This is a genomic window from Hymenobacter qilianensis (genome assembly GCF_014638675.1).
GTDB lineage: Bacteria > Bacteroidota > Bacteroidia > Cytophagales > Hymenobacteraceae > Hymenobacter > Hymenobacter qilianensis.
This window is the reverse complement of sequence record NZ_BMFN01000001.1, coordinates 863,216-883,833: the sequence shown is the minus strand read 5'-3', so window position 1 is coordinate 883,833 and position 20,618 is coordinate 863,216. Positions and strand designations below refer to the sequence as shown.

Genomic DNA, 20,618 nt, shown 5'->3' with positions numbered 1-20,618 from the left:
AACTCATCCCTAGTGCTTCCTACCTATCGGCGCCTGCTGTGCGCGTTATTGCTGCTTCTGCCTGCCACACTCCGCGCCCAAGCTACCTTCACCCCAGCGCAGTACGAGCAGGATTTCGACTACTTCTGGACGACGGTAAAGCGCAATTACTGCTACTTCGACAAGAAGCAAACCGATTGGGAAAAAGTCCGGCAAGCGGCTGAGCCGCAGCTGAAAAGCGTCACAACCCGCGCCCAGTTTGTGCGCCTGCTGGAAAACGCCCTGAATGAGCTGTACGACAACCACGCCTCGCTCTCCACGAACCTGCCCGACTCGCGCCGTCTGATACCGTCGGCTACCGATGTGTGGGGGGCATTTATAGAAGGCAAAGCTGTGCTGGTGGATATCCGCCGCGGATTGGGGGCCGAGCAAGTGGGGCTGCGACCCGGTATGGAAGTATTGGCCCTAAACGACATGCCTATAGAGCAAGCTATTCAGCCCTTTATTGGCCGCAGCTTAAAGACCGTAGATGACGCAGCCCGTCAGGTAGCCCTCAACCTGGCGCTGGCCGGCGACCATCGCACCCCGCGCAAGCTAACAGTGCGGGTGGGGGGCAAAAAGCAAGACTTTTACCCCGACAAAAACGGCCTCGCCCTGGAAAACATCCAGTACACCGGACTGCTGGAAAGCAAGCGCCTGGGCACCATTGGCTACGTCAAAATCAACAACAGCCTCGGCAACAACGCCCTGATTGCCGCCTTCGACAGCGCCCTGACGGCCCTAAACGACACGCAAGGTCTTATCCTAGATTTGCGGGAATGCCCCAGCGGGGGCAACACCACCGTGGCCCGCGCTATTATGGGCCGCTTTATCACGCAGGAGCAGCCCTACCAGCGCCACGAGCTAACGGCCGAAGAAGTGGAGTTTGGCGTGGAGCGCACCTGGATAGAGCTGGTATCACCCCGACCTAATCCTTACACCCAGCCGCTTGTGGTGCTGGTAGGGCGCTGGACGGGCAGCATGCCCGAAGGCATAACCATCGGGCTGGATGGCATGAAGCGCGCCACGGTAATGGGCACCGAAATGGCCCGCCTGAACGGCGCCATCTACTCTTTTCGGATACCAAACTCAGGGATTGGGTTTAATATTCCGGCCGAGCGACTGTATCGAATTGATGGGTTGCCTCGGGAAAACTACGTGCCACAGGTAATTGTACCGCCATCTGCGGGTGGCAGCGACAAAACGCTGGAAGTAGCATTGCTTCGTTTGCGCAGAAGCTCAAAGCATTAAATCTGCTTTGCCGCTGGCATTAAGTGGCGGCCGCGGCGCTAGCAGTCGTGATCAAAAAGCCCCCCACAGGTTGTAGAAACCGCTGACGCAGCAAGCAAGACCCTTCGGGCAGCCCAGGCACCAGCCTAGCCCCGTGTGGCAGTGCAAAGAGTTAACTCTTGACATGACCTACGTCATGGATTCAGCCGCGTGCGTGGTCTTCCTTTGCGGAGCGGTAAAAAATGAATAGGCTATGCGTGTTCTAGAAGCAAAAAAGGTAAGCGAGCGACCATTACAGCTAGCTCCTGATCAGGCTCCCGGGTGGCACAGCCTAGAAGCGGATGCAGTGCTGGCGCGGCTACAGGTGTCGGCGAAGGAGGGGTTGAGCGAGGAGGAAGTAGCGCGACGCCAGCAGCAGGTAGGCCTGAACCGAATGACGCCAAAACAACAGCAGAGTGCCCTGGTTATGTTTCTGCTGCAGTTTCACCAGCCGCTGATTTATATTCTGCTGGCCGCCACGGTGGTCACTATCTTTCTGCAGGAGTACACCGATGCCATTGTGATTTTTGCCGTGGTGTTTATCAACGCCATTATTGGCTACGTGCAGGAGTCGAAGGCGCTGACCGCCATCAATGCCTTAGCCCAGCGCATGACGGCCCGCGCCCAGGTTATCCGGGACGGCCGCCGGCATGAAATAGAAGCCTTGCAACTCGTGCCCGGCGACGTGGTGCTGGTGCAATCGGGCAACAAGTTCCCGGCCGATGTGCGTCTGGTGAAAGTCCGCGACCTGCAGGTCGACGAATCGGCGCTGACCGGCGAATCGGTGGCCGTGGAAAAGAGCACTGTAGCCGTGCCCGCCGACAACGTGCTGGGCGACCGGCTCTGCCTGGGTTTTGCCTCCACCAGCGTCACGTATGGACAAGCAACAGGAGTGGTAGTAGCCACCGGCGACCAGACCGAGGTGGGTAAAATTCAGCAGTCCATTGCCGGCGCTGAAGACCTGGAGACGCCGCTCACCCTGAAAATCAAAGAGTTCAGCCAACTGCTGCTCTGGGTCATTCTGGGGCTTTGCGTGGTGGTCTTCGTGGTGGGTATACTGCGCGGCGAAAGCAAGGCCGACACCTTTATGATTGTTGTAGCCCTGGCCGTGGGGGCCATCCCGGAAGGCTTGCCGGTGGCCGTTACCATTATGCTGGCTCTGGGTGTATCAAAAATGGCCGCCCGCCGGGCAATTATTCGCAAGCTGGTGGCAGTCGAAACCCTGGGCAGTACCAGCGTTATCTGCTCCGACAAAACCGGCACGCTCACCGAAAACCAGATGACCGTGCAGCGAATAGCCGCTGGGGGGCAAATGTATCAGGTAGAAGGCCTGGGCTACCGGCCCGAAGGCCAAATTCGGTGCGGCCAAGAGGTAGCTGACCTTACCTCCAACCGGGCCCTGCAACTCTGTCTGCACGCCGGCTTGCTCTGCAACGACAGCGCCGTAAAGGAAAAAGAGGGAAAATGGATTGTGGAGGGCGACCCGACCGAGGGAGCACTACTTGTCGCGGCCGGCAAGGCGGGCTTCCAGCGGACCCAGTTGGAGGAAGCCTACCCGCGCTTGGACACCATACCGTTTGAGTCCCATTACCAGTATATGGCCACGCTCCACGGCGGCGTTAGGGCTGTTATTTACCTGAAAGGGTCGGTGGAAGCCGTGTTGGAGCGCTGTGCCAAGAGTATGCAGGCCAATGGGGACCTGGCCCCACTGGATAAGGCCGTGATTATGCATCAGGTAGAAACTATGGCCAATGAAGGGATGCGCGTACTGGCCTTTGCCACGGCCGACGCCCCCGCTACCCTGGCAGCCATCAGCCACGACTACACCAGCCGGGACCTGGTGTTTCTAGGCCTGCAAGCCATGATTGACCCGCCACGCCAGGAAGCCATAGAGGCCGTGCGGCTCTGCCAGGCAGCGGGCATCGACGTGAAAATGATTACCGGTGACCACGCGGCCACGGCCGCCGCCATTGCCGGCGAAATTGGGCTGAAAGGACGCCAGCACAACGGCAAGCTAGTGGCCCTGACAGGCAAGGAGCTGCAGCAGATCGACGATAAAACGCTGGAAGAAGTAGCAGAAACTACCTCCGTGTTTGCGCGCGTGTCGCCCGACCAGAAGCTGCGGCTGGTCAAAGCCCTGCAGGCCCGCGACCGGGTGGTGGCTATGACTGGTGACGGCGTCAACGACGCGCCGGCCCTCAAGCAGGCCAACATCGGCATTGCCATGGGCATCACCGGCACCGACGTGGCCAAGGACGCGGCCGACATGGTGCTCACCGACGACAACTTTTCTTCTATTGAAGGGGCTGTGGAAGAGGGCCGCGGGGTGTTCGACAACCTGACCAAGTTTATAGTCTGGACGCTGCCTACCAACCTGGGTGAGGGCCTTACCATCCTAGCGGCTATTGCCTTTGGTACTCAGCTGCCCGTGCAGCCGATTCATATTCTGTGGATAAATATGACCACGGCCGTGCTGCTGGGCCTGACGCTGGCTTTCGAGCCAAGAGAGCCCGGCATTATGGATCGTCCGCCCCGCCCGGCCAGTGAGCCCATCCTTACCCGCGACCTGATCATGCGCACGCTGCTGGTGGGGGTGCTGATGTTGGTTGCCACGTTTGGCTTGTACCTGTATGAGCGGCGGTACCAGGGAGCCTCGCTGGCCGAAGCCCAGACGATGGCTACTACGGTACTCATCGTGCTGGAGGCGTTTTACCTGCTGAGCTGCCGCTCCCTGGTGAGGCCAACGCAGGAAGTTGGTTACTTCTCCAATATGTGGGTGTACTACGGCATTGCCGCCATGCTGGCCCTGCAAGCCGCCTTTATCTACGTGCCTTTTATGAATACCCTGTTTAGCTCGGCTCCGCTAAATGCCCCCCAGCTACTGCGCATTCTAGGAGCGGGCCTCGTCCTGTGGCTTATCGTGAGCGTGGAGAAGCACCTGCGGTTTCGTAGCCTTGTCCGAAGCGCCCGGCAGCCCCGAACATTGCCGGCAGTTGGCTAGTACATCCGCAAAATGCCCCCCAGTTACCGGTAGCGCCGGTGCAGGCGTTGGGACAACGCTGTACTCGTAACTTCCTGGGTTTCCTCGCTCTCCTTTTTGACCTCTATGATATATCTGCTCGCGCTGCTGCCTATTCTGCTGCTCGTTGTTGTCTCGTTGACGAAGGGCGTTAAGGCAGCGGTGCTGGTAGGCTGGGTGGTGACGACGATCCTGTTCTTTTACTGGGGCGCGGGCCTGAATCACTACCTGGGGGCGCTGGCGGTATCGTTGCTGACGACGGTCAATATTCTGCTGATTGTGCTGGGCGCGGTGTTTCTCTACACCATCATGCAGCACACCGGACTTATCGGGCAGCTTACGCACTCTCTGGATCAGCTTCACCCTTCCAAGGAACTTCGGTTTTTCCTGCTGGCTATTGGCCTGACGGCCTTTTTTGAGGGCGTGGCGGGCTTTGGCACTCCCGGCGCTATTGTGCCCCTTATTCTGATTGCCCTGGGTTTCGAGGCAGTGCTGTCGGTGTCGGTAGTGCTGCTGTTCGATGGCTTGTTCGCCTTGTTCGGGGCCGTGGGTACGCCTATTCTGATTGGGCTGCAATTACCCCTGGGCTTGTCGGCCGCCGAGGTGCAGACCATCGGTATTACGGCGGCCGGGCTCATCAGCTTGGTGGGACTGCTGGTGCTGGGGCTGGTGTTTCGGCTGGTGGGCCGGCAGCACGGCGCGCTCAAGAACCGACGTCAGGTGCTGGTACTGTATGCGTTTATCATAGTGCCATTTTGTGCGCTGGCCTGGCTGGCGCCCGAGCTGGCTACCGTATTTGGTGCCCTGCTTATGCTGGGCCTAGCGGTGCTGTATCTGCGGCAGCGCGGCACGAGTATCAATCTGTGGCCCTGGCTGCCGTACGCGGCGCTAGCCTTGCTATTATTGCTGCCTAAGCTCCTGGCTCCCTTGCGGCTGTGGCTGGGTTGGGAATTAGTCTTCGCGGATATGTTTGGCTCCGGCATTCGGGGTAGCCTCAAGCCGCTGCAGTCGCCGTTTCTGCCGTTCGTAGCGGTAGGGCTAGGCGTGGCTTATTTCCGCCACAGCCCCTCCCTGCACCTGCGCGAACCGTTGGGCAAAATGGTGAGCGTGTTTGGGGTGTTGTTTCCGTCGGTGGCTATTGCCCAGCTGATGATTTATTCCGGCGTGCAGCAGCCCTCTATGGTCAAGTACATAGCCGAGCTACTCAGCCGGCTCGGACCCGCCTACCCGGTGCTGGCACCCTTCATCGGTGTGATGGGCGCTTTTATTACGGGCAGCACTACTATTTCCAACCTGGTTTTTGGAGCCTCCCAGCAGCACACAGCCGCCTCTCTGGGCCTGAGCACTACCGTGGTACTGGCATTGCAGCTGGTAGGGGCGAGTCTGGGCAATGCTATCTGTCTGTTCAATATCATTGCCGCCGCCTCCGTCGCGGGCATCAAGAACTACAAGACTATCCTGGCGAATAATCTGGTTCCTACGCTTCTGGCTGCGTTATTGGCGGGGCTGCTGGGCATGGCCTGGCTGCTGATCAGCGCTTAAGCAGGCCTGGGGGGCTTTTTGTAGCTTGGCTGATCAACTTACGCCATCACAAAAAGCCCCCCAGATCACATGACCTACATCGCCTTGCTACGCGGCATCAACGTGGGCGGCCACCGCGTGACGATGGAAGTGCTGCGCCGCCTCTTCACGGAGCTAGGCTTTGCCAACGTGCGCACCTACATCCAAACCGGCAACGTGTTCTTCGACGCGCCCGTGCAAGACAGAGCCTTGCTTACCGCCCGCATTGAGCAGCACCTAGAGCAGGCCCTGGGCTATGCCGTGCCCACATTTCTGCGCAGCCCGGAGGAGCTGGAGCATCTGCTGGTCCTCAATCCCTTCAGTCACCTCACCGTGACAGACGACATGCGTCTGTGCCTGATGTTTCTGACCGACTCCGCGCCTACCGGCCTGGTGCTGCCGCTCCGCTCACCCAAAGGGGATATGGAAATCGTGCACCTCACCGACCACGAAGCCTTCGTTATCTGGCACATCATCGACGGCCGCGCGCCAGCTACCCTATCTTTTCTGGATAAAACACTTGGGCGCCGGACCACTACGCGCTTCTTCCCCACGGCCGCCAAAATTCTGGCAGCCGCAAGGAATAGTTGAGTAGCGCGGAAGTACTCACACCTCCTTAACAGGCTGTTTGAGCTAGCAAACAAATGCCTTTATCATGTAGAGACGCAATATTTTGCGTCTTTTCGTCGAATAGTTCTTTCGCAAGGAGACTCCAACTATTGCGTCTCTACGCTGTATTACCTGAACAGCTTCTGAAGCGCAGTTATGAAGCTTGCTTCAGAGCGTCGGCGACAGCTTTGGATAGGGGAGTAGTCGGGCGGGCGATGAGCTTGGAAAGTTGCCGGCTGTCATCGAAGAGAGCACCCTGGGAGGCACTTACGTCCCAGCCAGCAATAGCCTCAGCCAGCCCTTTGGGCAAGCCAAAACCAGTAAGCGCAGCGGCATACTCGGCGGCGGGCAGATCCCGGTAAGGAATCGTTTTGCCGGTCTGGCGCGAAACTTCAGCAGCCAGATCAGCAAGCGTATAGGATTCGTCGCCCGCTAGCTCGTAGGTCTGGCCGGCGTGCCCTTCGCCGGTGAGGGCCGCTACTGCCGCCTCGGCAAAGTATTCCCGTGTAGCCGACGAGATGCGACCTTCCTGCGCGCTGCCCAAAAATGCCCCCCCGGCCAATGCGCCCGGAATCGAGCCCAGGTGGTTTTCGGTGTACCAGCCATTGCGCAGCAGCGTGTACTCCAGACCGGATTCTTTAAGCAGCGCCTCGGTAGCAAGATGCTCATCCGCCAGGCTCAGCGACGAAGTATCGGCGTGCAATACGCTGGTATACACAATTCGCTGTACACCAGCCTGCTTGGCAGCCTCAATGACGTTGCGGTGCTGGGCTATGCGCTGTCCCACTTCGTTGGAAGAAATTAAGAGCAGCGTATCGACGCCGGCCAGCGCGGCGGGGAGCGTATCGGGCTGGGAATAGTCAGCTTGGCGGGTCGGTACACCTAAGTCAGCGGCCTTGGCCTTGGAGCGCACCAGCCCAATAATGTGGTCAGCCCCAATCTGGGCTTTTAGTTTTTCAACAACTAGGCGGCCTAGCTGCCCGGTGGCTCCTGTGATGGCGATAGTCATAGAGTATGTGTGTAATCAGTGAATGAAAAGCCAAAAGTAAAATGTATACTTACATAAAGTAAGTACGTACAGAAAGGTAAGTATGAAAAAAGATTCGATTTTGCCCCCCAAGCAACCTGATACGCTTTCCGACAAGTTTCAGCGCGGCGATTTGATGGCAGAGGCCTGCCCGTCGCGCACCGTGCTCAAGCACATGACCAGCCGCTGGGGAGTGTTGGTACTCATTGCCTTACAAGGCCCCACAACCCGACGCTTCAGCGAGTTGCGCCGGCTGATTGGCGGCGTGAGTGAGCGGATGCTGGCTCAAACCCTGCAATGGCTAGAAGCAGATGGCCTAGTAAATAGAGTAGCCTTTGATGTGGTGCCGCCGCACGTGGAGTACAGCCTGACACCGCTGGGCCAGCAGGCCGCCGAGAAGGTGCGGGACCTGGCGGATTGGATTGAAACCAGCCTGCCGCATATTGCACAACGGTGGGCGAAACAGCCAAACCAAGAAGGAGCCCAGGAACCGGCCGTATCAGCGGATTTGCGCTAATGATTATATAATAGAAAAAGTAATTCGCGTCGTAGCTCTAATTGGCTGCCCAGAAATGGGGGAAAGCTCATTAGGTTGTCTAGCTAAGGTGAACCAAGCTGAGATATTGTTTCAAGTTACTTTTCAAATGGTTGGGTGCGAGGTAGCCGAGCGAAGAATGACGCCTTCCGGCGTTGTGATAAGCGATATGGTAGCTGATTTCCAGGTTGGCTTCGGTTAAGGCAGTGAAACGGCCACCGTCGACTAATTCGACCTTTAAGCGCTTCTAAAACGATTCGGCAAGGGTGTTGTCGTAGCAGTTGCCGCACCGGCTCATCCTTTGCAGCGCACCGTATTTGGCGAAAAGGCCTTAAAACAGGAGGCCGTGTACTGGCTGCTCTAGTCATAGTGCACGATGCGCCCGGCCGCCTAGCCGGCGGGCGGCGCAGGGCTGTGGAGTTCAGGGTCTCGTCGTATTAACGCCGTATGTCGGGCGAAGCCCTAATGGTTTTGGCTGCTATCACAGAAGAAAGCCCCCCAGAACTGTCCAGCCGAACCAAACCACCTCCATACCCATTGTGCTGCCCGAAAATGAAGCAGACCCTGAACTACCAAGTAGTTCAGGGTCTGCTTGCCCCCGGAAAGTGGTGGCCCACCAGCTGAAGCGAGCGGAATAAAGAGCTAAAGTTAGAGCGGATTGTGCTTGCCAAACAATTGGTTACGCGAGCCATAATTTTTTTTGATGGCGAAAAGACTCGCAAAAGTGCGTTGTCTAGTCCATTAGGTCGAAAATAAAATTTGCGAAAAGCGGCGCGAAAAAAAACCACCATGGCCGATGAGCTACCGAGCGCAACAATGCCGTAGTTTTGCAGCATGCTTCAACCAAAAAACTTGTTGATGAAGCGCGGAGATACCCTGCTCGGCAGGGAGCCGCGAGTGGACCAAAAGGTCTTCGCCGCCATCGGTTCTCCCGATTTTGCCTCTGGTATTTCCGTTATTTTTTTTGAGTGCTGCCCCGCTACCGTTTCGGATTCCGAAACGGTTTTTTTATGTCCGTTGAGTTCATCGACTGCTGCTCCGCACCCGATTAATATATCCCCCGGACGCCAACACCCTCTCTGCCAACGGTGGCGGCTGCCGCCATTGCCTCGGCCCACACCAGCCGCCAGTTTCTCCGGCATGGGTAGTGGTAGATAAGAATGCACATTGTCCGTTTTAGCTAGACGCCCTCACTTTTCCTTCACTTTGGTATGGCACGTAAAGACCTGCTCGACATCGCATCCCTTCACCGTGAGGAAATCGAGTTCCTGCTCGACCAATCCACATCCTTTAAAAAGCTGTTCACCCGGTCGGTGAAAAAAATCCCCGCCCTCGAGGGCAAGTCCGTGCTCATGCTGTTCTATGAGGCCAGCACCCGGACGCACTCCTCCTTCGAGGTCGCGGCCAAACGCCTCTCGGCGGAGGTAACGAATTTCAACGTCGACCATTCCTCCATCACCAAGGGCGAGTCGGTGCGCGAAACAATCGAGACGCTCCAGGCCATGCGCACCGACTACATCGTCGTCCGTCATAGTCACCCTGGACTGCCCGGCATGATTGCCCGCCAAACCACGGCTTCGGTCATTAATGCCGGCGACGGGGCGCACGAGCACCCGACGCAGGCCTTGCTGGACGCCTTCACCATCAAGGAAAAATTTCCTGACCCTCGGGGCAAAAAAGTCCTCATCATCGGCGATATTCTCCACTCCCGCGTGGCGCGCTCTACCAGCACGTTGCTGCAAAAGCTAGGCGTCGAGGTCGCTTATCTCGGCCCGGGGTCGCTGGTGCCCAAGTATGTCCCGGAAAGCATTCGCCGCTTCACCGACTACGAGGCGGCCATGGCCTGGGCACCCGATGTGGTGTACCTGCTCCGTGTGCAGATGGAGCGCCAGGACGTGCAGTTTTTTCCCAACGTCCGGGAATACCACCGGGTCTACGGCATCACCAACGCCCGGCTGGCGGAAATCCGTGACCGCGGCCTCTACATCATGCACCCCGGCCCCGTGAACCGGGGGGTCGAGCTGTGCGACGCCGTGATGGACTACGAGCGCAGCCTGATCACTAACCAGGTCGAAAATGGCATCTCCATCCGCATGGCCGTGCTCGACTGGCTCACCCCCGGCGGGGACTTCCCGAAGCAGGAATCAACCTATGCCACGCGGCAGCGGGCTAGCTCGACAGTGGTGATGCCCTGACCGCCGGACGCAACGGCTGACGCCGCTCTTTCATTTATATCTTCCATACCCCTTGCCGGTTTACAGCAATTATTACTTCATGCTTCTCCTTCAAAACGCCCGCATAGCCTCCGAAAATTCACCCGTGCTTCTTGAGAGCGATGTCCTGATTGTCGAAGGAAAAATTCAGGGCATCGGCCTCAACCTGGCCATTCCCGAGGGTGCCCGCATCATCGACGCGCGTGGCCGCATCCTTATGCCGGGCATGTTTGATGCCCACGTCCATTTCCGCGCGCCCGGATTTGAGAACAAGGAAACCATCACCACGGGCAGCGAAGCGGCCATCAACGGCGGCATTACTGGCGTGGTCATGATGCCTAACACCCGCCCGGCCCTCGACTCGGCAACGGCCGTGGCTACGGTGCTGGAAAATGCTAAGGACCGGTCCCGCATTCCGGTGTACACCTCCGGCTGTGTCACTAAGAACCGCGAGGGCAAGGAACTGGCGGAAATCGAGGGCATGCACAGGCTCGGCGTGACAATGCTCACCGACGACGGGGATACCACTAGCGACCCGGCGGTGCTGCTGCGGGCCATGCAGTACGCCACCGAGTTTGGAATGTTTTTCGCCAGCCACTGCGAGGTGCCGGAGCTGGCCGGGCCGCGCGCCCTCAACGAAGGGGTGATGAGCTACCGGCTTGGCATCAAGGGCTCGCCGGCTTGCGCTGAGGAAATCATCATCGACCGCGACATCCGCCTGGCCCACGCGGCGGGCGCGCACGTGCATATCCAGCACGTGTCCAGTAAGCTCGGTATGGAAACTATCCGCTCGTGGAAGTCGCGCGGCGACGTGAAGGTGACGGCGGAAGTAACTCCGCACCACCTGTTATTCACCGACGAAGACATCGGCGACTACGACACGAATTACAAGATGAACCCACCGCTACGCACGCAGGCGGATTGTGATGCCCTGCTCGAAGGGCTCATCGAAGGCGTATTCGACCTGATTGCCACCGACCACGCGCCGCACACGCCGTTCGAAAAAGCACAGGATTTCATCAGCGCGCCCAACGGTATCACTGGCTTGGATACAGCCCTGGTGTCGCTCCATCACTTCTTCGTTGAACCCGGCAAATTTGGGTGGGATTTAGTGGTGAAGCGCTATTCGGCGGAGCCACGCCGCCTGATGGGCCTGCCGGTACCCGCCATTGAAGTAGGCCAACAAGCTGAGTGCGTCTTATTCGATACTGAAGCGGAAACGACCTTCACGCGTGAATTCATGAAATCCAAATCCCAGAACACGCCCTTCATCGACCAGACGTTGAAAGGCCGGGTAGACTTAGTGGTTTTAGGTGCGGAAATCCTGCTAGAGCGCAGATAGGTAGAATGTCATGCTGAGCTTGTCGAAGCATCTCCACCGCTTCGTTGCAACCTCGTGCAAAATTATTAATGACAGAAAAGGAGAAAAATCAACTCATCAAAGGGCTATTCCTGACAACAGGTATCGTCCTTGGTGTCATGCTCAGTCAAGTAGAAGATGGAACAGATGGGATTCTTTTTGCAGTACTGAGTGCTGGGCTATTCTTCGCAGCATTTCTTGTCGCTGATAATACAGGAAAAAGTAAACTCCTTCTGTATTCTGCTGCAATTATAGTCTGGCTCATTATGTACAGGTTTCTTCAACTGCCATAACTGTTTCAGCCCAGTATGTACGTCTACATTCTGACCAATCAAACCGTTTTGTATATCGGCAGATGTACTGATTACGGCATTTAATCCGACTTGAGAAGCAATTGATTTAGATATTTGGGAAGGTTGATCCCAACGAAGCGGTAGAGATGCTTCGGCAAGCTCAGCATGACGTTTTGATAACTTCGATGAATACACCTTCCTCCCCTAATACCCCCAAGCCCCTAGTCGGCGTGATCATGGGCTCCAGCAGCGACTGGGACACCATGCAGCATGCCGTGCAGATTCTCGCGGACTTTGGCGTGGCCCACGAAGCGCGGGTGGTGTCGGCCCACCGCATGCCCGACGACTTATTTGCTTACGCTGAACAAGCCGGTCCGCGCGGCTTGCAGGCTATCATCGCCGGTGCGGGTGGTGCCGCCCACCTGCCGGGCATGATGGCCGCCAAAACCGCGCTGCCTGTGCTGGGGGTGCCGGTGGCCAGTCGCCATTTGCAGGGGGTGGACTCGTTGCACAGCATCGTGCAAATGCCCAAAGGGGTGCCCGTGGCCACGTTTGCAATTGGCGCTGCCGGGGCGGCTAATGCGGCGCTGTTCGCCGTCAGCCTGCTGGCCCTGCACGACGCGGCCCTGGCGGCCAAGCTGCAGGCGTTTCGCGCCGAACAAACCGAAGCCGCTCGCGCCATGACCCTGCCCATATGAGCAACGACAGTCACGTAACCACCATGATTCCTGTTTTCCCAGGTAGTGTAGACGCCGCAGGCCAGCGGGCTACCCTGGGGGTGCTAGGGGGCGGCCAACTGGGTCGGATGTTTGTGCACGCCGCCCAGCGCCTGGGCTACTTCACCGCCGTGCTGGAGCCCGACGCGCAAAGCCCGGCCGGGCTCGTGAGTCACCACCACATCCAGACCGGCTACGACGACCCGGCCGGGCTGGCTCAACTGGCCCACCTGTGCCAGGCCATTACCACCGAGTTTGAAAACGTGCCGGCCCAGGCCCTGCAAACGCTGGCGCAGACCCGGCCTGTGGCGCCTGGCGCGGCCGTGGTGGGCATTGCCCAAAACCGCATTGAGGAAAAAGCCCACTTCGCGGCCTGCGCTGCCGTGTCGGGGGTGACCTGTGCGCCCTATGCGGTGATTGAGACACCGGCCCAGCTGCAGGCCGTCCAGGATAACCGAGCGGATTTGCTGCCTGGCATCCTTAAAACCGCGCGCATGGGCTACGACGGCAAGGGCCAGGTTCGCGTCAAGACCGCCGAGGAACTGGCTGCTGCCTGGGCGGAGTTGGGCAGCGCCGCATGCGTGCTGGAAAAGATGCTGCCGCTAACCGCTGAGTGTTCGGTGCTGGTGGCGCGCGGCTGGGACGGGCAAGTCGTCAGTTTTGCCCCCCAGCGCAACGTACATGTCGACGGCATTTTGGCCGTGACCCACGCCTACAAAGGAAATTTGCCCCCCGCCCTGGCAACTAGTGCCCGAGATGCGGCCGTTTCCATCGCTCAGCATCTCAGTTATGTCGGGGTGCTGTGCGTCGAGTTTTTTGTGGTGAAAGACGGCAGCGCGCACGGCAGCTTGGTGGTCAACGAGATGGCCCCGCGCCCGCACAACAGCGGCCACTACACCCTGGACGCCTGTGACGCGTCGCAGTTTGACTTGCAGGTCCATGCCATGGCGGGCTTGCCCTTGCCACAGCCGCGCCAGCATTCCCCAGCCATCATGCTCAACCTGCTGGGCGAGGTGTGGTTTGATGCCAACGGTCAACCGCAGGAGCCGGACTGGCACTCCGTACTGAGCTTGCCAGGAACCCACCTGCACCTGTACGGCAAGGTGCAGGCGCGCGCCGGCCGCAAGATGGGTCACCTGACCATCACCGGTCCGGATGTCGCCAGTGTCAAAGCCGTGGCGCGCCGCGCCGCTGGTTTGCTCCACTTGCCGGGGCAGGACGCCATCTAGAGGCCATTTTCTGCTCTTGACCAGCCTCCCGCACTTTGTGCAACGGTAGGCGCCGCCAAGCTCGAAAAGAGGCCACAAGAATGAATCCCCAGCGGCTGTGCGCTAGTGGTTTACAACCGAGAAAGCCTCTCGCGTCGTGACTCCAGTTGCTTGTCCAAAAATGGGGTGATTATTAATACTCTGAACTCTAGTATAAACTCGTTGGGCGCACTTATGAATGGCCGTTATTAAGTATTTATGCTTACTACAACAATCAGTCGCTTATCATAATTCGCCTTCTAAGACAGTGAAAAGGCAAGAGGTGCTGAGTTAAATATGGTGTGACGCGTCCGCTTGAGATAGCTTAATAGTTGGAAAGCTCGGCCTGTAAATCTCGCAGCAGTTCCTCGGACGAGACCACAAAGCCGGTCTTGTCGTTCATCGGAAAGGCATCAATCAAGTGGCCTATGTTTGCTGCTTCGGGCACCACCTGCTGCATGAAGTGTTCCAAGGCGAGTGGCTCGACCGTGTAGGGGCTCCATTCCCCAACTTTATTCAACTCGGCATAAGCGGCTGCCGGCCAGATGGCCAGCAGGTGTTTCCCCTCTACTTCGCTCATGGCGCAAGTCCCGTACTCGTCCACTAAAACGAAGACTATTTCGGTGTCGGCTACGTGTTTAATAAGATGCTGATAGCGCTTGAATGCTGGTAGCTTAGAGACGGCTTCAATTTCTTTCGGATTGGGGTTGCGCATATAATAAGGATGGGCTCGATAAGGTTCTACTGGCAAGCTTACACGCTCGAATTTACAAGCTCTAGCGAAGCTGCCAATCAGCAACCGTGAAAGTAGATAAAACGCAGATAGAAGGCTGCGCAGTCACTCATATCCATTCCTTAAAAAGTCGCTTGACATAAGAAGAGTTATACCCCCAGCCTCGGAATAGTGACGGTTTGACTCATACTCACCTGAACGATTCATCCGTAGTACTTTTGAAATATCAACCTCTTCCAATAAGGTTTCCTTATCTGTCAGCGCCACGTAACAACTCCTGCGTACGGTTGGCTGCCTGTTTTTGGCAGCGCCGGGTAAAGCTGCCTGATGTGAATTTTGTAACTCCAGCTTCTTCTGCTTTTAAGGTAAGCAGTGGCTAAACCTCAGCAGCTGAAGCACCTGATAAAAAGCCCCCCAGCACCAAAATTCAGTGGTGCGGAAGCTACTCCAGCTTTGACTGATTAGCGCACGTATAGTAGCTTCCTGTTTCCAAAGCTCTGTACTTGTCCGTATGCTTTCTGAACCCACCTACCTAGCGGCCCGCGTGGTGGCCCCGATGATTGAAGCTCACTTTATACGGCATCGGGCAGCGGCCAGCGCCCAGCAGGCGGTCAATCTGGGGCCGCCACCGTCGGCGCATCTGGTGGAAGTGATGATAGATGTAGCGTTTTGGGCTAGTCTGCGCCGGGAGGAGGGGCACCCACCCAAGATTTCGCTGGCTTTGCTGGAGCCCACGCAGGCAACCCAGGCCGTGGAGTTTACCAAGCGTCGCCTTATACCCTATAACCTGCTCAAACTAGCGCCTGCCGTAGAGCTGCCGGGCATTCACCTGGGGGTGTGGTACGATGAAGAGGGCCTCTATGTGTGGGGCACCGCCACAGGCACACCGCCGCTGTGCTTTGTACTGGAGGTAGTGGAGCCCGGCCTGCTGGTAGCCAAGCACCGCCGCGCCGATGGCTTCGGCAAGTTTGTGAACGTGGCCATCCTGCGCGGCGAGCAGCTCCAGCTGGTCGATATCGAAAACACGGCCGTAGATGACTGCCCCGCGCTACAGAAGTTTCTGCCCGAACCAGGGCTGCCCGATGCGGCCGGCGAGCTGGATACTGTGCTGGTGGAGCTGGCGGGCGTGATGCGCGCCCACGGCCGGGGCGGATTGGTGCTGGTGGTGCCCACCGAGTCGAACAAGTGGCAGGAGTCGATTGTGCATCCCATGACTTACCCCGTGCTGCCCGTGTATACGGGCATTGCCGAAGTTCGGCAGCAGGAGCAAGCCAAGTGGGAGTGGCGGGAAGAGATTCAGCGGGCCATTGGCATCGTGGGGGGCTTTACAGCCGTGGATGGGGCCACCATCATCACCCGCGACTATCATCTGCTGGCCTTTGGGGCGAAGGTAGCCCGCGCCAGATCCAGCACGCCCGTCGATAAAATGGTGCTCACGGAACCCGTCGTGGAAAGCGAGGCCAAGTACATGCATCCGGCCCAGAACGGCGGCACCCGCCACCTCGCCGCCGCGCAGTTTGTGTACGACCAACGCGACACTGTGGCCCTGGTAGCGTCGCAGGATGGCTTCTTTACAGTGTTTGCCTGGTCAACTTCCCTGGAAATGGTGCACGCCCACCGCATTGATGTGCTGCTGCTGTAGGGGGCTATTGATCTTAGAAAGCATTTTGCGATTTTATATTGGTGTCATGCAGAGCATGTGGCGCATCAAGCCAGGGACGAAGCATATCGCGTGCTGATGAAGGATTACTAATCTTAGTAAACACGCGAGATGCTTCGCTGCCGCTCTGCATGACCGCCAAATTTCCATTATTGATTACCAAACTGACTCTAACCTGTTTATAGGCAACCTATGCTTGTTTTTGCGTAAGGCTATGTAGCTGCCGTGCTTCTGCTTACAGCTTATGTGTAAACCAGCTTTTATACTTCTCAAAACAACGCCTAATGAACAGACGACCACTTGTAGTTACGGCCATTCTTCTCGCTGGCCTTACCGCTGCCTGCAACCAATCGGGCCAGGAGCAGCGCGACCAGGCCCAGAACACCGAAACCTCTTCGATTGCCGACCAGATCAACCGCGCCCCGCTCGAAACCCGGGAGGCCAACGTGCCCGGGCAGCGCCCCACTTTCGCCGGACAAACCCGGGCCAAGGGCGTGAAATCGACTGCTGCCTTTGAGGTGACGGTGCTGGCGAAAGGTCTCAAAAACCCGTGGGCCGTGGAGCCGCTGCCCACCGGCGACCTGCTGATAACTGAGAAACCCGGCATGCTGCGCATTGTATCGGCCACGGGGAAAGTGGGAGAGCCCATCAAAGGGTTGCCCGAGATTTACGTCTCTGGGCAAGGCGGCCTGCTGGATGTTGCGCTGAGCCCAAATTTCAAAACTGACCAAACGATTTATTGGTCTTTTTCCGAGCCGCGCGGCGACAAAGGCAACGCCACCAGCGTAGCCAAAGGGGTGCTTTCCGCCGATCGCCGGAGCCTGAGCCAAGTAAAAGTGATATTTCGGGCGCTGCCCGCCTACGACGGCGACATGCACTACGGCTCCCGCTTAGCGTTTGGGCCGGATGGTATGCTGTACGTGAGTCTGGGTGAGCGCTCCGACAAGGAAATCCGGCCCCAGGCTCAGCAGATGAATAGCCACATGGGCAAAACCCTGCGCATCACTCCCGACGGCAAGCCCGCCCCGGATAACCCATTCATTAAACAGGCCGGTGCCTTGCCCGAAATCTGGACGGTGGGGCAGCGCAACGTACAGGCTACCGCGTTTGATGCGCAGGGGCAGCTTTGGTCCGTGGATATGGGGCCGCAGGGTGGCGACGAGCTGAACCGTCTGGAGGGCGGCAAAAACTACGGCTGGCCCTTGGTAACGTTTGGCGAAGAGTACTCCGGCGAGCCCGTGCCCAACTCCGTCACCACCAAGCAAGGCTTCGTGGACCCTGTCTATTACTGGGATCCGGTGATTGCGCCGTCGGGGGCTCAGTTCTATACCGGCGCCGCTTTTCCGGCCTGGCGCGGCAACCTGTTTGTGGGGGCGCTCAAAGACCGGGAGTTGGTGCGCCTGCAAATCGAGAATGGCCGCGTAACGGGCGAAGAGCGTCTCCTTTCCGACCGCAAGCAACGCGTGCGTGATGTAAAACAAGGGCCGGACGGCGCGCTGTACGTGGTGACGGATGAGGCCGACGGCGAGCTGTGGAAAATTGCCCCCCAGGCTGGCTCGTAGAAAGCAAGACAAGCGCTGGGGGCAAATTGCCGCTGCCTGTATTCATTTAGAACCCAAAAGCCCGACGAGAATAAGGTTCTCGTCGGGCTTTTGGGTTTCTAGAGCAGGTTAAAAAGAGTTGCCCCTCCCAATGTAGATTGGTGGGCATAGCAGTCACCTGGCGTCGAAATAGGGAAAGAAAGTCCGGCCGCAAACTTACTTCTGCGCCGGGTTTGCCCCCCAGCGCTTGTCCCGCCACGCCTGCTGCTGTTGGGCGTCCAGAAACGTCCAGGCCACGATGCGGCTGCTTTTCTGACCCTGCGCCATGTTGATGGTGCGCACCTCGACGGCCCCTGCCTTTTCCAGCGACTTATACAGGCCCGGCAGGGTTTCCTTCTTGGATACCAGCGTCGTAAACCAGAAAATGTTGCTCTTGCTTAAAGTGCTTTCCTGGGCCATGCGCCACAAAAACGTAGCCTCGCCGCCGGGATACCACAGCTCCGTGGCCTGGCCGCCAAAGTTCGGGGCAGACGGAGTCTGGGGGGCTTTTTGGGTGCCGAGGTTGTGCTCCTTACGCCGGCTGCTGGCTTCGGCCTCGGCCTGGGAGCCATGAAACGGCGGATTGCACATGGTCAGGTCGAAGAACTCCTTGGGCTCGACGATATCGTTGAAAATCTGGGTGGAGGAAATTTGGCGGCGTATGTCTACGTTGCCGGCCAGGGTGCTATTGCTGGCAACTATCTGCTTGGCCATGCGCAGGGCTACCACATCCACATCAGTGCCCACGAAGCGCCAGCCGTACTCCTTATGCCCGATAATAGGGTAGATGCAATTGGCCCCCACGCCAATATCAAGCACCCGAATGCTTTTGCCTCTGGGAACCACGTCGCCATTGACGGAAGCCAGCAAATCAGCTAAGTAATGAACGTAATCGGCGCGGCCGGGAATGGGCGGGCACAGGTAGCCGGCCGGAATATCCCAGTTCTGAATACCATAAAACTGCTTCAGCAACGCCCGGTTCAGCGCTTTTACGGCTTCAGGGTTGGCGAAGTCGATGCTGGTGTCGTCGTACTTGTTCACGGCCACAAACGGCGCCAACTCCGGCGAAGTCTTGATTAGCTGAGGAAAGTCGTAGCGGCCGCGGTGGCGGTTGCGCGGGTGCAACGGGTCTTTCTCGGCGGTATCCTGGGGCGGTTGGGTTGTCATTGGGGTAGAGGGGTAAATGAAGGCGAATCAAGACTGCTCTAGCATTGACTATTGACTAGTAAATCAATAGGCGGTCATGCAGAGCGGAGCCGAAGCATCTCGCGTGCTGACGAAGGATTACTACTCTTACTAAACACGCGAGATGCTTCGCTCCGCTCTGCATGACCGCCTGCTTAAGCTACAATATGTACTCGTATGACAGGCAATCCAAGTCAGTACAGCGCTACTCAGGCGCTAGCAAACGCAAAAGCGGCCGCAGCTCCGAGGAGTTGCGGCCGCTTTATGCCGAAGGTTAGTACGCTGGCGTAGATCGTTTTATCAAAAGCTAAGCCTCGGCCAATTTAACAGAAACGGCGGTTGGTCCTTTCTGGCCCATGGCCACTTCGAACGTCACCTTGTCGTTTTCTTTGATCTGGTTGATCAACCCATTGGCGTGCACAAAAATGCTTTCCTGGGTCTGCTGATCCTTGATAAAGCCGTAGCCTTTCGAGTCATTAAAGAAAGACACCACACCCTTCCGAATAACGTCGGGCTGCTCCATGTCTTCCTGCTTCATGGTCGTAATCTGGATATCCTCCTGATTAATAACCTTCTTCTTTTTTGGATCCGGAGGAGAATCAACGATGTTGCCGTTTTCGTCAACGTAAGCCAGCATATCCTCTAGGCTCTGACCCTTCTGCGCGTTTGCTTGGCGCTCCTCTTTTTTCTCAGCCTTATCGGTACGCTTCTTTAATCGTTTTTTCTCATTCTCTTTTTTACCAAACGTTGCTTGTGATCTAGCCATTTTTATTTTTTGATTTTAAGTAATACACATTGTAATGCCAGGCAAAGCCAGAGGCTCAAAGCAGGCCATCATCTTACTACAGACGGCGAAAAACTAAAGTTCAGCACAAGGCATAAACGTCTTAGTATAAAGCTGAACCGCGGGGAGCACCTGCCTGATGAAAGAAGGAACGGGGCAGGGAATCATCAAAGTTACAGCAATTCAACTTCTTCCTGTTGTTGAGGCAGGTAAAAGCTGTCAAGTTCTATTACGTCGCCGGGGGGCAAATCGTGCAAATAGATAGCGCCAACCCGCACGCGCAGCAGGCGCAGCGTCGGAAAACCGACGGCTGCGGTCATTTTGCGCACTTGCCGATTCTTGCCTTCCGTGAGCGTAATGGATACCCAGCTGGTGGGGCCGTGACGGTCATCGCGAATTTTGCGGGTACGGGGGGCAAATTCCGGTGCCGTTTCTAATTTAAATGCGGTGCAGGGCGTGGTCTGGTATTTTACGTCGCGAATACCAATTTCGACGCCTTGTTGTAATTGCGCAATTGCCTCGTCCGTAATTATTCCGTCGACCTGGGCGTAATATTCTTTCTCTACTTTTTTGCTGCGCACCAATTCGCTCATTTTTCCGTCGGTGGTGAGCAATAATAGCCCTTCACTCGACTCATCCAAGCGCCCGATAGCCATCGTGCCTTCCGGAAAATTGTGTAAGTCGCCGAGCAACTTCTTCTTTTTTAATTCACAGACGAACTGACTTAAATAGCCATACGGCTTGTGAATTATGAAGTGTTGATGCGACATGTACGAGACGAATTAAATTAACTGGATGGGTAAGCGACGG

At 57.3% G+C, this 20,618-nt stretch carries 17 protein-coding genes and 1 pseudogene; 12 read left to right on the top strand and 6 right to left on the bottom strand.

Features of this window, described 5'->3' with window-relative positions:
* Positions 1-12 precede the first annotated feature (12 nt).
* From IEW06_RS03690 to IEW06_RS03675, 4 genes are all read left to right on the top strand, one after another.
* Positions 13-1,269 (top strand): S41 family peptidase, encoded by a 1,257-nt coding sequence (locus IEW06_RS03690; protein WP_188547471.1) that lies wholly within the window; start codon positions 13-15, stop codon positions 1,267-1,269.
* A 232-nt stretch (positions 1,270-1,501) separates the two neighbouring features.
* Positions 1,502-4,288 (top strand): cation-transporting P-type ATPase, encoded by a 2,787-nt coding sequence (locus IEW06_RS03685; protein WP_188547469.1) that lies wholly within the window; start codon positions 1,502-1,504, stop codon positions 4,286-4,288.
* Positions 4,289-4,393: 105 nt separating this feature from the next.
* Entirely contained in the window at positions 4,394-5,848 is a 1,455-nt protein-coding gene (locus tag IEW06_RS03680) for an L-lactate permease (protein WP_187733846.1), read from the top strand.
* A 69-nt stretch (positions 5,849-5,917) separates the two neighbouring features.
* Positions 5,918-6,457 (top strand): DUF1697 domain-containing protein, encoded by a 540-nt coding sequence (locus IEW06_RS03675; RefSeq protein ID WP_187733847.1) that lies wholly within the window; start codon positions 5,918-5,920, stop codon positions 6,455-6,457.
* 172 nt (positions 6,458-6,629) lie between these two features.
* Here IEW06_RS03675 and IEW06_RS03670 read toward each other — a convergent pair whose 3' ends face one another.
* On the bottom strand, positions 6,630-7,484 hold the full coding sequence (locus IEW06_RS03670; RefSeq protein ID WP_188547467.1) for an SDR family oxidoreductase: 855 nt from the start codon (positions 7,482-7,484) through the stop codon (positions 6,630-6,632).
* A gap of 82 nt (positions 7,485-7,566) precedes the next feature.
* Between IEW06_RS03670 and IEW06_RS03665 the strand changes: the two genes are divergently transcribed.
* Entirely contained in the window at positions 7,567-8,019 is a 453-nt protein-coding gene (locus IEW06_RS03665) for a winged helix-turn-helix transcriptional regulator (protein ID WP_187733848.1), read from the top strand.
* A 79-nt stretch (positions 8,020-8,098) separates the two neighbouring features.
* On the opposite strand, the pseudogene IEW06_RS20965 reads toward IEW06_RS03665, so the two are convergent.
* Positions 8,099-8,272, bottom strand: a pseudogene (locus tag IEW06_RS20965) (hypothetical protein); the annotation flags it as partial.
* A 976-nt stretch (positions 8,273-9,248) separates the two neighbouring features.
* Between IEW06_RS20965 and IEW06_RS03655 the strand changes: the two are divergent.
* The 5 genes from IEW06_RS03655 (at position 9,249) to IEW06_RS03635 (ending at position 13,848) form a co-directional block, all read left to right on the top strand.
* Positions 9,249-10,232, top strand: coding sequence for an aspartate carbamoyltransferase catalytic subunit (locus IEW06_RS03655; RefSeq protein WP_188547465.1), 984 nt, complete (start codon positions 9,249-9,251; stop codon positions 10,230-10,232).
* A 79-nt stretch (positions 10,233-10,311) separates the two neighbouring features.
* Positions 10,312-11,592 (top strand): dihydroorotase, encoded by a 1,281-nt coding sequence (locus IEW06_RS03650; RefSeq protein WP_187733849.1) that lies wholly within the window; start codon positions 10,312-10,314, stop codon positions 11,590-11,592.
* 44 nt (positions 11,593-11,636) lie between these two features.
* On the top strand, positions 11,637-11,903 hold the full coding sequence (locus IEW06_RS03645; protein ID WP_188547463.1) for a hypothetical protein: 267 nt from the start codon (positions 11,637-11,639) through the stop codon (positions 11,901-11,903).
* A gap of 185 nt (positions 11,904-12,088) precedes the next feature.
* Positions 12,089-12,601: a 5-(carboxyamino)imidazole ribonucleotide mutase gene (gene purE / locus IEW06_RS03640; protein WP_188547461.1), complete on the top strand. Its 513-nt coding sequence runs from the start codon at positions 12,089-12,091 to the stop codon at positions 12,599-12,601.
* Positions 12,598-13,848, top strand: a complete 1,251-nt coding sequence (locus tag IEW06_RS03635) for a 5-(carboxyamino)imidazole ribonucleotide synthase (protein ID WP_229743031.1) — start codon at positions 12,598-12,600, stop codon at positions 13,846-13,848. Before purE ends, IEW06_RS03635 begins: the two co-directional genes overlap by 4 nt.
* A 343-nt stretch (positions 13,849-14,191) precedes the next feature.
* Here IEW06_RS03635 and IEW06_RS03630 read toward each other — a convergent pair whose 3' ends face one another.
* Complete coding sequence (locus IEW06_RS03630; RefSeq protein ID WP_187733852.1) at positions 14,192-14,581, bottom strand: DUF2750 domain-containing protein; 390 nt, start codon at positions 14,579-14,581, stop codon at positions 14,192-14,194.
* Positions 14,582-15,110: 529 nt separating this feature from the next.
* On the opposite strand from IEW06_RS03630, the gene IEW06_RS03625 reads away from it, so the two are divergent.
* Positions 15,111-16,241, top strand: coding sequence for a putative sensor domain DACNV-containing protein (locus IEW06_RS03625; protein ID WP_188547459.1), 1,131 nt, complete (start codon positions 15,111-15,113; stop codon positions 16,239-16,241).
* A 302-nt stretch (positions 16,242-16,543) separates the two neighbouring features.
* On the top strand, positions 16,544-17,821 hold the full coding sequence (locus IEW06_RS03620; RefSeq protein WP_187733853.1) for a PQQ-dependent sugar dehydrogenase: 1,278 nt from the start codon (positions 16,544-16,546) through the stop codon (positions 17,819-17,821).
* Positions 17,822-18,016: 195 nt separating this feature from the next.
* Here the strand turns inward: IEW06_RS03620 and rlmF are convergent, their stop codons facing one another.
* The 3 genes from rlmF to IEW06_RS03605 all read right to left on the bottom strand — a co-directional run bounded on the left by rlmF (position 18,017) and on the right by IEW06_RS03605 (position 20,578).
* Positions 18,017-19,006: a 23S rRNA (adenine(1618)-N(6))-methyltransferase RlmF gene (gene rlmF / locus IEW06_RS03615; protein ID WP_188547457.1), complete on the bottom strand. Its 990-nt coding sequence runs from the start codon at positions 19,004-19,006 to the stop codon at positions 18,017-18,019.
* Between the two features lie 325 nt (positions 19,007-19,331).
* A complete protein-coding gene (locus IEW06_RS03610; protein ID WP_187309662.1) occupies positions 19,332-19,790 on the bottom strand; it encodes a cold-shock protein in 459 nt (152 codons plus the stop codon).
* A 191-nt stretch (positions 19,791-19,981) separates the two neighbouring features.
* A complete protein-coding gene (locus IEW06_RS03605) occupies positions 19,982-20,578 on the bottom strand; it encodes a pseudouridine synthase (protein ID WP_188547455.1) in 597 nt (198 codons plus the stop codon).
* Between the last annotated feature and the right edge of the window lie 40 nt (positions 20,579-20,618).

Excerpts from the sequence above, each read along its gene's own strand:
- IEW06_RS03685 (WP_188547469.1), top strand. The coding sequence starts at position 1,502 with ATGCGTGTTCTAGAAGCAAAAAAGGTAAGCGAGCGACCATTACAGCTA.
- IEW06_RS03680 (WP_187733846.1), top strand. The coding sequence starts at position 4,394 with ATGATATATCTGCTCGCGCTGCTGCCTATTCTGCTGCTCGTTGTTGTC.
- IEW06_RS03675 (WP_187733847.1), top strand. The coding sequence starts at position 5,918 with ATGACCTACATCGCCTTGCTACGCGGCATCAACGTGGGCGGCCACCGC.
- IEW06_RS03670 (WP_188547467.1), bottom strand. The coding sequence starts at position 7,484 with ATGACTATCGCCATCACAGGAGCCACCGGGCAGCTAGGCCGCCTAGTT.
- IEW06_RS03665 (WP_187733848.1), top strand. The coding sequence starts at position 7,567 with ATGAAAAAAGATTCGATTTTGCCCCCCAAGCAACCTGATACGCTTTCC.
- IEW06_RS03655 (WP_188547465.1), top strand. The coding sequence starts at position 9,249 with ATGGCACGTAAAGACCTGCTCGACATCGCATCCCTTCACCGTGAGGAA.
- IEW06_RS03650 (WP_187733849.1), top strand. The coding sequence starts at position 10,312 with ATGCTTCTCCTTCAAAACGCCCGCATAGCCTCCGAAAATTCACCCGTG.
- purE (WP_188547461.1), top strand. The coding sequence starts at position 12,089 with ATGAATACACCTTCCTCCCCTAATACCCCCAAGCCCCTAGTCGGCGTG.
- IEW06_RS03635 (WP_229743031.1), top strand. The coding sequence starts at position 12,598 with ATGAGCAACGACAGTCACGTAACCACCATGATTCCTGTTTTCCCAGGT.
- IEW06_RS03630 (WP_187733852.1), bottom strand. The coding sequence starts at position 14,581 with ATGCGCAACCCCAATCCGAAAGAAATTGAAGCCGTCTCTAAGCTACCA.
- IEW06_RS03625 (WP_188547459.1), top strand. The coding sequence starts at position 15,111 with ATGCTTTCTGAACCCACCTACCTAGCGGCCCGCGTGGTGGCCCCGATG.
- IEW06_RS03620 (WP_187733853.1), top strand. The coding sequence starts at position 16,544 with ATGAACAGACGACCACTTGTAGTTACGGCCATTCTTCTCGCTGGCCTT.
- rlmF (WP_188547457.1), bottom strand. The coding sequence starts at position 19,006 with ATGACAACCCAACCGCCCCAGGATACCGCCGAGAAAGACCCGTTGCAC.
- IEW06_RS03610 (WP_187309662.1), bottom strand. The coding sequence starts at position 19,790 with ATGGCTAGATCACAAGCAACGTTTGGTAAAAAAGAGAATGAGAAAAAA.
- IEW06_RS03605 (WP_188547455.1), bottom strand. The coding sequence starts at position 20,578 with ATGTCGCATCAACACTTCATAATTCACAAGCCGTATGGCTATTTAAGT.